This is a genomic window from Brevibacillus nigriterrae (assembly GCF_049846925.1).
Lineage (GTDB): Bacteria > Bacillota > Bacilli > Brevibacillales > Brevibacillaceae > Brevibacillus_H.
Map to the genome: position 1 here is coordinate 56,914 of NZ_JBNCMT010000031.1, position 12,460 is coordinate 69,373.

General features: G+C 43.9%; 11 protein-coding genes. 1 reads left to right on the forward strand and 10 read right to left on the reverse strand.

Annotated features, from left to right (window positions below):
* Positions 1 to 14: 14 nt before the first annotated feature.
* Positions 15 to 1,106: a PIN/TRAM domain-containing protein gene (locus ACPW7N_RS20420; protein ID WP_425653066.1), complete on the reverse strand. Its 1,092-nt coding sequence runs from the start codon at positions 1,104 to 1,106 to the stop codon at positions 15 to 17.
* 367 nt (positions 1,107 to 1,473) lie between these two features.
* Between ACPW7N_RS20420 and ACPW7N_RS20425 the strand changes: the two genes are divergently transcribed.
* On the forward strand, positions 1,474 to 1,869 hold the full coding sequence (locus ACPW7N_RS20425; protein WP_425653068.1) for a nucleoside triphosphate pyrophosphohydrolase family protein: 396 nt from the start codon (positions 1,474 to 1,476) through the stop codon (positions 1,867 to 1,869).
* 116 nt (positions 1,870 to 1,985) lie between these two features.
* On the opposite strand, the gene pssA is transcribed toward ACPW7N_RS20425, so the two are convergent.
* The 9 genes from pssA to ACPW7N_RS20470 all read right to left on the reverse strand — a co-directional run bounded on the left by pssA (position 1,986) and on the right by ACPW7N_RS20470 (position 12,133).
* A complete protein-coding gene (gene pssA, locus ACPW7N_RS20430) occupies positions 1,986 to 2,714 on the reverse strand; it encodes a CDP-diacylglycerol--serine O-phosphatidyltransferase (protein ID WP_425653070.1) in 729 nt (242 codons plus the stop codon).
* A gap of 54 nt (positions 2,715 to 2,768) precedes the next feature.
* A complete protein-coding gene (gene disA, locus ACPW7N_RS20435; RefSeq protein ID WP_425653072.1) occupies positions 2,769 to 3,845 on the reverse strand; it encodes a DNA integrity scanning diadenylate cyclase DisA in 1,077 nt (358 codons plus the stop codon).
* A gap of 5 nt (positions 3,846 to 3,850) precedes the next feature.
* Entirely contained in the window at positions 3,851 to 5,221 is a 1,371-nt protein-coding gene (radA, locus tag ACPW7N_RS20440; protein WP_425653073.1) for a DNA repair protein RadA, read from the reverse strand.
* 132 nt (positions 5,222 to 5,353) lie between these two features.
* A complete protein-coding gene (locus ACPW7N_RS20445) occupies positions 5,354 to 7,795 on the reverse strand; it encodes an ATP-dependent Clp protease ATP-binding subunit (protein WP_425653074.1) in 2,442 nt (813 codons plus the stop codon).
* A 184-nt stretch (positions 7,796 to 7,979) separates the two neighbouring features.
* Entirely contained in the window at positions 7,980 to 9,050 is a 1,071-nt protein-coding gene (mcsB, locus tag ACPW7N_RS20450) for a protein-arginine kinase McsB (protein WP_425653075.1), read from the reverse strand.
* Between the two features lie 13 nt (positions 9,051 to 9,063).
* Complete coding sequence (gene mcsA, locus ACPW7N_RS20455) at positions 9,064 to 9,603, reverse strand: protein-arginine kinase activator protein McsA (protein WP_425653076.1); 540 nt, start codon at positions 9,601 to 9,603, stop codon at positions 9,064 to 9,066.
* Positions 9,604 to 9,637: 34 nt separating this feature from the next.
* On the reverse strand, positions 9,638 to 10,102 hold the full coding sequence (locus tag ACPW7N_RS20460; RefSeq protein ID WP_425653077.1) for a CtsR family transcriptional regulator: 465 nt from the start codon (positions 10,100 to 10,102) through the stop codon (positions 9,638 to 9,640).
* 218 nt (positions 10,103 to 10,320) lie between these two features.
* The gene (locus ACPW7N_RS20465) at positions 10,321 to 10,998 is read right to left on the reverse strand and encodes an HAD-IA family hydrolase (RefSeq protein ID WP_425653078.1); all 678 of its coding nucleotides are present in this window, start codon (positions 10,996 to 10,998) and stop codon (positions 10,321 to 10,323) included.
* A 25-nt stretch (positions 10,999 to 11,023) separates the two neighbouring features.
* Entirely contained in the window at positions 11,024 to 12,133 is a 1,110-nt protein-coding gene (locus ACPW7N_RS20470) for an MGDG synthase family glycosyltransferase (protein WP_425653079.1), read from the reverse strand.
* Positions 12,134 to 12,460: the final 327 nt, after the last annotated feature.

Sequence of the window (12,460 nt, forward strand, 5' to 3'; positions counted from 1 at the left end):
CTGCAATCACTTTTCTATAATGCTTTCTCAAGCAACTTCGGCTTAGCAAAAATCATGCGACCCGCCGAAGTCTGCAATACACTTGTTACCAACACTTCGATGTCAGAACCAATATAATCACGGCCACCTTCAACGACGATCATTGTTCCATCGTCCAGATAAGCAACACCTTGGCCGTATTCCTTACCATCCTTGATCACCTGAACCGTCAACTCTTCACCCGGCAATACAACTGGTTTCACTGCATTGGCTAAATCGTTAATATTGAGAACCTGAACTCCCTGCAATTCACAAACCTTATTCAGGTTAAAATCATTTGTAACGACTTTGCCGTTTAGTACTTTAGCCAACTTGATCAGTTTGCTGTCAACTTCAGCAACATCTTCGAAGTCACCTTCCCAGATCTGCACCTTCACTTTAAGTTCCTTTTGAATTTTGTTCAAAATATCGAGACCCCGACGACCACGATTGCGCTTCAAGATATCGGAAGAGTCAGCGATATGCTGTAATTCCTCGAGAACAAAACCTGGAATGACCAAAGCTCCCTCAATAAACCCTGTTCGGCAAATATCCGCAATACGACCGTCAATAATCACACTCGTATCAAGAATTTTGTGCTCCACATTCGAAGCGATACCACTTGCTTCTTTCTTTGCCTTGTCTTTGCGGCCAAGGGAGAATACCGCCATAATCTCATCACGCTTGCGCAAACCTACCTGGAATCCTAAGTAGCCAAGCAGTACCGATACGATCAATGGCAAAAAGTCTTTAATCACCGGAATCTTAAGGCTGCTGATGGGTAGGAATAATAAAAAAGCAGGGATAAGTCCAATAATCAGTCCCATCGCACCAAACATCACGTCTGCAATCGGCAGCTTCAACAGCATTTCTTCGCCCCAATGAACGGTGTCAACGATGTAATCAACCACCCATTTAGCCATTGCGAAAAAGAGCAATGCACCTAGAAGAGCACCAATATACTCCACTCCTGGTAACACCCCAAAATTCAGCATGGAGTTCAGAAGCTCGAACAAATCAGGACCAAACGTATATCCTAATCCGCCCCCAATAATTACGAAAAACACTTGAAAAACCCTGTTTAGCATGGATTCACCTCCTTTTATTAATATAGACAGAAGACCGCAAGAAAAAACCTGTTACATAAAGATGATTTGTTTCTGAAAAACGTCTCGACGTTTTTCATTAAAGTGGATGTGACCGCATGCGGTCAGCAAAAACGGTTATGACCGTTTTTGTGTCATGTAACTTAATCCTCACTATAGCAAATATTTTTTTAGCATGTCAAATGAGCACAAGATTTTAACATATTATTCAAATGTCAGTCAATATAGATAATCCTTACCCACATTTTTGAATTTGACAGGTCAAATATCCGCTCCGTATAATAAATCCAGAAAGGTGTTAAAAGATTCTGAAAACGTCTTGAAACATCCCTATTCCGAGGTGATTTCATTGGATAAAACGATACTCGACCAATTTCAAGAACAAGTTTCTGATTTGTTAATCCGCCACAGAAGCATTCTCGATGTGATCTCCAAAACCCAGGAATCAACCGCTCGTGTGAACCGTGCAGTAACCAAAGCCGTTACAGAATGTGGTTGTATCGAGGTTTCTGGAACAAAACAACCATACGATAATGCCAAAAGCTTGAATGAAAATCGTCCACAGCTCGATACCCATGTACATGGGAAACTGTGCGAGCATTGCCAGGAAGTGTTGGTTGCCGAACTCGGCAAAAATCTGTTTTATTTAACGGCACTCTGCAATACAGTTGATATTAATCTGAACGAAGTGATAAAGAGTGAACAGAAGCGTTTGAATACGTTGGGCGTCTTTAACATGTCGTAAACAAAAGTTGGGCATACCAATAGTACGAACCAACCGGTACAAAGGTTGCAAAAAATTACAGAAAATATTTTATTAAAAAACAAACCCGCAGAGGTCATCTGCGGGTTTCATTTTTGCTATTCGAACGGGATTGTCTTATCTTCGCTGGTGTTCCCTTTTTTCGTTTTTTTAATCAAAAAGTCAACGTTTTTTTTTATTCCGTACAGTGCGTACAAAGCCAATGGCAAGAATACGATTTTCGGGAACTGTTGAGGGAATTTGATGGCTACGATCACAACGATTGCCACAATGATTGGTGTTATCCAGTATGCCGCCTTAGGGATTCCTACTTTCTTGAAGTTCGGATACTTCACTTTGGAAACCATCAGGAAAGCAAGAAGGAGCATTCCAATCGCCAATACACCAATTGGGAAAAAGTTGTGATACAACGCTAACGTGGCTAAAACACCACCTGCAGCCGTAATAGGTAGTCCAATAAAATAACCTGGCACTCCCGCCTGAACATTAAAACGTGCCAGACGCAGGGCACCACAGATTGGAAATACAGCCGTGATAAAGATTCCCGCAATATCAAGATGTTGGAGTGTAACGACGTACATAATAAATGCAGGAGCGACTCCAAACGTAATGACATCGGATAGAGAATCCAGTTCCTTACCAAACTCACTTTGAGCATTTAACAAACGAGCTACTCGCCCGTCCAAACCATCTAACAACATGCCGATGATGACGGTTATCGCAGCATAATCAACGTATTCATTTCCTTGAAAAGCAAGGATGATGGCTACGATACCTAAGAATAGATTGCCTACAGTCAGCATATTCGGCAATGCTTTTACGAGCATAAGTACCTCCTGCTTTCACCGCTATTTTGGATAATGCCTTAATACTAGTGTAATCTATATGTGTCTGTCAATGAACAACTGCTCCTGAATCCTGCGCAACCCATCTTTTATTGCTCGGGCCCTAACCTCTCCGATCCCGTCTACTTCATCCAGTTCTTCAATGGTTGCCATCATAATTTGAGGCAGCGTCCTGAAGTGTTCAACCAGATTGGAGATGACGACGGCCGGGAGACGGGTGACCTTGTTCAATATTCGATAACCACGTGGGGAAACCGGTTCTTCCAATGGATTGGAAATGACAGAGTAGCCCAATAGCGAAATAATCGGTTCTGTCAGGTGAAGCTCTTCGACTGACATTTTTTGCAGTTCTTTCAACAGCTCTTTGGGATCAACTTTACCGTCCCTGTAGTAATCACTAATCAACATTTTTGCTTCTTCTTCAATGTTCCCAACCAATTCGTTCAACTGCATACTGATCAGGCGGCCTTCTGTTCCTAACTCATTAATAAACTTAATAATTTCTGCTCGAATTCTCAAGACCATTTCGATTCTTTGCATGACAAGAACAACTTCATGGATCGTAACTAGTTCTTCAAACTCAAGAGCGCCCAAATTCGTTAATGCTTGGTCAAGTACAGATTTGTATTTTTCCAGTGTTTGAATGGCTTGGTTTGCTTTTGTCAGGATGACACCAATATCTCGGAGCACATAACGGAAACTCCCCTGATACAGGGTAATGACATTGCGTCTTTGGGAGATGGCGATAACCAGGTGATTGGTCTGTTTCGCTGTTCTCTCTGCGGTCCTGTGTCTCGTCCCTGTCTCATTGGAAGAGATGGTTGAAGCAGGAATGAGCTGTGTGTTGGAATAGAGAATTCGTTTGGCGTCTTCACTTACTATAATCGCCCCATCCATCTTTGCTAATTCATATAAATTAGCTGGAGAAAACTCACAATTAATGGAAAATCCGCCGTCAACAATTCCTTTCATCTCGGAACCATATCCAACTACGATTAACGCTCCTGTTTTCGCACGCAAAATATTCTCTAAACCTTCACGTAAAGGTGTGCCCGGAGCGACGAAACGCAGAACACCGCTCAGTTTTGTATCTTTTTTTAACGTTTCCAACACCCCGTTCACCCCCTCATAACCTCACGCAAGGCTTCCTCCACAGATCTTACTCCGATCACCTCTATGTCAGTGAACGCTTCAATTCCTCTGATATTTTTTTCAGGAATGATCACTCGTTTGAACCCAAGCTTCTCTGCTTCTCTGATCCGTTGTTCAATTCTAGATACCCCTCGAACTTCACCTGTCAAACCAATTTCACCAATTACTACATCGTGAGAATTGGTCGGCTGATCACGGAAACTGCTTGCAATGCTGATGGCAATGGCCAAATCAATGGCAGGCTCATCCAGTCTCACGCCACCTGCTACATTCACATAGGCATCTTGATTCTGCAACATCAACCCGACTCGCTTTTCCAAAACAGCCATAATCATTGCTACCCGTTGATGCTCTACCCCAGTAGCCATTCTGCGAGGTGTAACAAAGCTGGTAGGCGAAACCAATGCTTGCAGCTCTACTAAAACAGGGCGAGTTCCTTCAATGCTTGCAACAACGGTAGACCCAGCAACACCAACTGGTCGTTCAGCCAGAAAAATTTCTGATGGATTGGCCACTTCAGCCAGACCACGTTCTTTCATCTCAAATATGCCGATTTCATTGGTTGAGCCAAAGCGATTTTTCACAGCTCTCAGGATGCGAAACGTATTGTGTCGCTCGCCTTCAAAATACAACACGGCATCCACCATATGCTCCAGCATACGAGGCCCTGCGATAGCCCCCTCCTTGGTCACGTGACCGACGATAAAGGTAGCAATTCCTCTTCCTTTAGCAATACGCATGAGATGTGCAGTTGTTTCACGAACTTGCGCAACACTACCAGCAGCAGAAGTAATCGTAGGGTGGTAAACGGTCTGAATAGAGTCAACAATCATTACTACCGGAGCCACATTAGTGATTTGCTGTTCGATTAACTCCAGATCCGTCTCAGCAACCACGTACAAATTTGGTGTTTGGACTCCTAAGCGATCCGCTCGGAGCTTGATCTGCTTTACTGATTCTTCTCCGGAAATATAGAGCACTCGATGGCCCTGATGAGCAATAGCTACAGAGGTTTGTAACAACAAGGTAGACTTACCGATACCCGGATCTCCACCAACCAGAATTAAGGAACCGGAAACAAGCCCCCCACCTAATACACGATTCAATTCATCCATTGTCGTATTCAAGCGAGGTTCTTCATCGCTCTCCACAGAAGTGAGTGGTTGCGCAACTTGTTTTACCGAACCGGCACTAGAAAATCCTGAGTGCACGGACGGTTTTGACTGAATTTCTTCAACTAAGGTATTCCAATTATTACATCCGGGGCATTTACCTAACCACTTCGGACTTTCATACCCGCACTCCTGACAAACAAACTTTGTTTTCGACTTTGACATACATATACTCCTGACGGCCCATTTTCATGCTTATTGATCGCAAAAGCGTGCAATTTCTAATTTATACTGTAACCGATAACCAGTGGCAAGAGCAAAGAAAAATCCCCAAGAAATTGGGGATTTTTTACTCATTTATTTTGTTGATGTTTCCATGCGTTTAACCACCAGTTTGCCTTCCTCTGCGTCGATGGTTACCGTGTCACCTCTACTAATGGTTCCTTTAAGCAATTCTTCGGATAAACGGTCTTCGATATTGCGCTGGATCGCACGGCGTAGTGGACGTGCACCATACGCTGGATCAAAGCCTTCCTTGGCTAATACCTTCTTCGCTTCTTCCGTAAGCGCCAAGTCGATTGATTGCTCTTTCAGACGTTTGCGCAATTCGTCTGTCATGAGAGAAACAATTTGCTCGATATGCTCTTGCTCCAGAGAGTGGAACACAATTACCTCGTCGATACGGTTGAGGAATTCAGGACGGAAGCTGCGTTTGAGCTCATCCATCACTTTGTCCTTCATATCCTGATATTTCTTCTCTGTATCACCAGTGGTAAAGCCAAGAGAAGTGTTCTTCTTGATCATGTTCGCTCCCACGTTGGAAGTCATGATAACGACCGTGTTGCGGAAGTCAACTGTGCGTCCCTTGGAGTCGGTGAGACGACCATCGTCCAGCACCTGCAAGAGAATATTGAACACATCAGGATGTGCTTTTTCAATCTCGTCAAGCAGGATGACAGAGTACGGTTTACGGCGTACTTTTTCTGTTAATTGACCGCCTTCATCATATCCTACATATCCTGGAGGCGCCCCTACAAGACGAGCCGTAGAATGTTTCTCCATATACTCAGACATATCGATGCGGATCATAGAGTCTTCATCGCCGAACAATGCTTCAGCTACTGCACGGGCAAGCTCTGTTTTACCCACACCAGTAGGACCTAAGAAGATAAAGGAACCGATCGGACGTTTCGGGTCCTTGAGACCAGCACGTGCACGACGTACAGCTCGGGAAATGGATTTCACTGCTTCGTCTTGACCGATGACACGATCATGCAGAATCTCTTCCATTTTCAACAAACGCTCGGTCTCTTCTTCTTTCAGCTTCACAACCGGAATTCCCGTCCAGTTCGCCACGACATGAGCAATATCTTCTGGAGTAACTTCCATATTCAGCTTGCCTTGACGTTCTTTCCAGTCTTTCTTGGTAGTCTCCAGCTCTTCACGAAGCTTTTGCTCCTGATCACGAAGCGCTGCTGCTTCCTCGAATTCCTGGGATTGTACTGCTGCGTCCTTTTCCTTGCGAACTTCTTCCAGTCGGGTTTCCAATTCTTTAAGATTAGGCGGAACTGTGAAGGATTGAAGTCTTACTTTAGAAGCAGCTTCATCCACCAAGTCAATTGCTTTATCCGGCAAGAAGCGGTCAGTAATATAGCGGTCGGATAAACGAACAGCTTGCTCGATGGCATCATCCGTAATTTTCACACGATGATGAGCTTCATAGCGATCACGCAAACCGTGTAAAATCTTGATGGCATCATCGACTGTTGGTTCATTTACCTGGATTGGTTGGAAACGACGCTCCAACGCAGCATCCTTTTCGATATATTTGCGGTATTCATCGAGAGTTGTTGCCCCAACACATTGCAACTCGCCACGTGCCAGTGCGGGCTTCAGGATGTTGGAAGCATCAATGGCGCCCTCTGCTCCCCCTGCACCGATTAACGTGTGCAACTCGTCAATGAACAGAATAATGTTACCCGCTTGTCGAATCTCATCCATGATTTTCTTCAGACGATCTTCGAATTCACCACGATATTTGGTACCAGCAACAACTGTACCCATATCAAGTGTCATGACCCGTTTTTCACGAAGGGTTTCCGGGATTTCATTGTTGACGATTTTTTGCGCCAAGCCTTCTGCAATTGCTGTTTTACCAACACCTGGCTCCCCGATTAATACTGGGTTATTTTTGGTGCGTCGGCTAAGTACTTGTATGACACGCTCGATTTCTTTTTGACGGCCGATAACGGGATCTAATCCACCTTCGCGGGCAATCGCAGTGAGATCACGTGCCAAACTGTCCAACGTTGGTGTATTAGCGGCAACCGCATTACCGGACGGTTGATGGGATGCCATCATTTCGGAGCTGCCGAGAAGCTGCAGTACTTGCTGACGAGCTTTGTTCAGACTGACACCCAAATTATTGAGAATTCTTGCTGCTACTCCTTCGCCCTCACGAATCAGGCCTAACAGGATATGCTCAGTACCTACGTACGTATGACCCAGTTTGCGGGCTTCATCCATAGATAACTCAATAACCTTTTTGGCACGCGGTGTGTAATTGATGTTGCTTGGCTGTTCAGCTCCACGTCCAATCAGTGACTCTACTTCACTTTGAATTTTGTCCAGACCCAGACCTAACGCCTGGAGAGCTTTTGCAGCGATGCCGTCTCCTTCCCGAATGAGGCCTAACAATACATGCTCTGTACCAATATCCTTATGCCCTAAACGGACTGCTTCTTCCTGTGCGAGTGCCAGTACTTTCTGTGCACGCTCTGTAAAACGACCAAACATCATGTGACATACACCTCCACTAAAGAATCATTTGAACGACTCGATTTATAGAGCTAGTTCAAAAAGGAGGACAAACAGAGCCTCGAAGTTCAAGGCGCGGAAGTCCCGAGCAGCGGAACATCGTGAGCTGCGGAACGGGGCAATCAAACTTCGAACGCTATGTTTCCCGGACTTTTTGAACTTCCTCTTATATTGGTTTCTCGACGGACAATCGCTCTCTGATGAGCCTAGCCCTTCGTTCATCCCTTTGCTCGGGAGTTAATTTCTGCCCCGCATGCTGTTGAAGAAAACCTGGCTGTGTCATCACAAGCAATTCATTCAACGTAAGCGCCGACAGATTCTTAATAATTCCCAAATCAATTCCTAATCTAACATCGGATAAGCGCTGTGCTGCTTCTTTCGACTCTACAGTACGAGCATAAAGCAGGATTCCATATGAGCGGCATATCCGGTCTTCCAACGCTGTTCGTGAGTTTTCCAGCAAATATTGGCGTGCGGTGCGTTCCTGCTCGACAATCTGACTAGCTACGCTGTACAGGTTAGAAAGAATATCCGATTCAGACATTCCGAGCGTAACCTGGTTGGATAGCTGAAACAAATTGCCGAGAGCTTCACTGCCCTCTCCGTACAGTCCACGAACAACTAATCCGACTTGATTGATTGCTTGTAGTATATGACTGATTTGCTTTGTCATTACGAGAGCAGGAAGATGCAACATGACTGATGCGCGAATTCCTGTCCCTACATTGGTTGGACAACTGGTAAGGTACCCTCGTTTTTCATCAAAAGCATAATCTACATACTTCTCAAAAATATCATCTATACTGGTAGCTGTTTCCCATGCTTCTGTCAGTTGAAACCCGGGCATCAGCACCTGTACGCGAATATGATCTTCCTCGTTGACCATAATGCTAACTGATTCGTCTTCATTCAGGAGAACTGCGCCTTTTCTCGATTCTTGAGCCAGATTAGGACTGATCAGATGCTTCTCAACGAGCACTCGTTTTTCTAACGGACTGAGTTCTTCCATTTTGAGCAGTTCAACAGGCCCTTTATTCTTCATTTCCCCCTGACTCATTACCTCAATCACCTTTTTAACAACTTCTTCGGCTTGCGAATCAGTTGCCAATAAAGGAAACGGATGATGACGAAGGTTGCGGGCAATGCGTATGCGTGTACTGATTACAATATCTGAGTCGGGACCTGTTCCTTTCATCCAATTACTCCATGGATGCTGCATAAATCGTTGCAAGGACATGAATCTCACCTCCTCATGAGTCACCTTGACTAATCTTTTGTTCTAGAGAACGAATCCGGTCACGTATTTCAGCAGCTTTCTCGAATTCTTCTGAAGCAATGTACTGCTGTAATGCTTTCTTGAGTTGTTCGAGGTCTTTGCGAATTTTGATCTGTCCGCCAGTTCTTTCAGGCACTTTACCGATGTGGTTAGTATTGCCATGTATACGTCGGAACAACGGATCAAGTCGTTCGCCAAAATGATTGTAACAATCACTGCACCCGAACCGACCACTTTTACTAAACTGCGAATATGTCAAACCACAAGTTTCACAACGGAGCGGTTTGGTTTGTGTAGATAATGACTGATTGGATAGTGTTGTCCCTTTATTCATTGGATCGAAGTTTAACAAGCCGGACAGGAGGTTGTTAATGCTAAAGTTATTGAACCCAGGAATCATGTTCCCCTTCTCTTTGGCACATACCTCACACAAATGAGTTTCCGTCTTTTCTCCGTTGACGATTTTGGTTAGGTGCAGTGTCGCAGGTCTTTTCGCGCACTCTTCACAATTCATACCATTCACCCCTTACCAATGGCTACAATGGACTTTACTTGACTAAAATGGAAGTGATCATATGCTTCAGTATATTGGCCCTTAGTCGATCGCGTAACGGGCTATCGATAAGAAGCACATTACGGGAAGTGGCAATTTTCATCAGCCCACATTCTCTCGGACTAATTAGCCCATCTTCTAAAAGTCGTTCAATGATTGCATTCCCGACTCCTTGCGTAATACTGTCGCCAATCAATTCTTCCGTTAAAAGTTGTTGAAGCTTCATATTACTTACGACTTGAACCTTACGAATCCGAATATATCCTCCTCCACCTCTTTTACTTTCGACAAGGTAACCTTTCTCAACAGTAAATCTCGTATTGATTACATAATTGATTTGGGAAGGAACACACTGAAACAGTTCGGCCAGCTCGCTGCGTTGGATCTCAATCCAGCTTTCAGGACTATTCTGCAGGATGCCTTTGAGATGTTGCTCGATTATGTCCGAAATGTTCCGCATTGTACTCTCGCCCCCCTTTGCTTAACAAAGATACCTGCTTCTGACTCTGAAAGAGATGAAGTAGTCAAATAAATTGACTTTGACTATATTTGACTTTAATTATAATTACTTTTTACCCTTTCCGCAAGTGGTCTTGTGCCCTCCACTATTTTTAACGAAATTACTTAACTTGAAACAAAGAAAAAAAGAACCACTCCCCAGGGAATGGCTCTCTTGTGTCAAGTTGTATGTAAAACAGGAAAAGGTAGATGTGTGATGAGTTGGTCAAATTGGGTAATAATCTGGTCTGCCTGCTCCAACTCTCCTGGCTTGGCAAATCCGAAGTCACAGCCGATGGTAAGCAATTGATTTGCCTTTCCGGCCTCCACATCAGAACGACGGTCTCCAACCATTACTGCCTGTTGAATACCGTAGTCATTGATCAGTTGACGGACGAGATCATTTTTCGACTTCGTCTGAAATCTCCCTGCTGAATAAAGATCGGTAAACACTGCCTTTAATCCAAAATGCTCACAAACCGCATCGATATACTTCTCTAATCCGTTGCTTGCAACAAATAATGAAATATCCTTGCTTTTTAATTCCCGCAGTACCTCTCGGACACCAGGGTAAAGATCGGTGATGCCTTCTTTTAATAAATCCAATTCGTGCTTGAGCATTAAACGGTCTGCCACGAGTTTTACTTCGTGATTGGCATCAGGCAAAAGGGTTTTCCACAAGTCCTCAAGTGTCATCCCTAGAACGTTCGTCAATTCGCTCTCCGTTGGTGTACGACCATCCCAAAGCTGTTGCTTGCGTAAGTCGTCAAATGTTCGCAGAAAAGCAGGAGTTGCCAGTTTCTCTGTTTGCAATAACGTGCCATCCATATCAAATAAGACGGCGTACTGTATGGTCATGTAACGATCCCACTCCTTCAGTTCTCTAACGCTTCATTTCCATGTCGTTCAAAATAAAATGGGTAATTTGTTCTGCAGCATCCGGTTTGGCGATGATTTTATCCATTTGCTTCATACTCTCTACCTTGGTGTTATTGACCAGCAATTCCTCGATAAAGTATATCAGTTGCTCTGTGACGTTAGCATGTACAGCACAGCCATTGTTTAGCAGAAAATGGCTGTTTCTCTCTTCTTGTCCTGGCAGTGGGTTGTAAATGATCATCGGAACCGCTTTACTCAACACCTCAGCCGATGTCAATCCGCCTGACTTGGTTACGATAAGATCAGAGATCTCCAGGTATTCATGGAAATTGGTTACGTATTTCAATGGTGCTACTTCATGTTTATACTGATAGCTTGTCACCTTTTTAAACAACTTTTCATTTGTTCCGGTCAACACAAAGACTTTGAGCGGCTGCTGAATCGATTCAATTCCTTGCAGCACTTGATCCATCGGGCCTAATCCCAATCCTCCACCCGATAAAATCATTACTTTTTGTTCTGGTTTTACACCAAATTTGCTCGTCAGATCACATTTGTCCAAAGGATCGCTAAACTTGCTCATGATGGGGATTCCCAATGGTTTGAACTTATGATGCGGCTGCTGATAAATATCGACAAGATAATACAGTTGTTCGTGCCCGATAAAATAATAATTAACATGGTGATTGATCCAGGAAGGATGAATCGTATAGTCTGTAATAATTGTATAGATAGGCTCTTTCCAATCATTTCGTCCTTTTAAAACGGATAACATACAACTCGCAAACGGGTGAGTAGCAATAAATGCATCCGGGTTGACACTGTTAATCAGCTTCTTCAGCTTGTTTGCTAATAATTTATTCATGATTACATTCATGTCAAAGAAACGAGACCGTTCCGAATTGTGGTAGATTCTCCCCCACATTTTCGGTGATAGCTTCAGCAAATTCGTATAACTTTCCAACAAAATTTTGTGGAAAGTGGGGCTGATATATTCTAATGTATCGATAATCATTGACGTGTAACCACTTTCCGCCAAGCTCTCCTGCATTGCTCTAGCTGCCTGGTTGTGCCCGTTACCAATCGAGGCGGAAAAGATTAAAATCTTCTTCATTTACTATTCTCCTTCGTTGGCCTTCCATGCCCGTTACCAGTTTCAACCATCAATGTACTACCATGTTATTCTAGGACTGATTCGTTTGGCAAGTGTAACTAGAGTACTACTTATCGTCATAAGCGCTTTTATAAACAAAAAACCCCAACTTAGCAGTTGAGGAGTTATTCTTATCAATATCTGATGCAACTAGCCATCATCCGAAGTTGCACTTTCAAAACTGGATATGCAGAGGTAAATTCGCTAAGAGATATACGTGGATAAGTCCTCGACCGATTAGTATTCGTCAGCTCCATGCGTTACCGCACTTCCACACCGAACCTATCA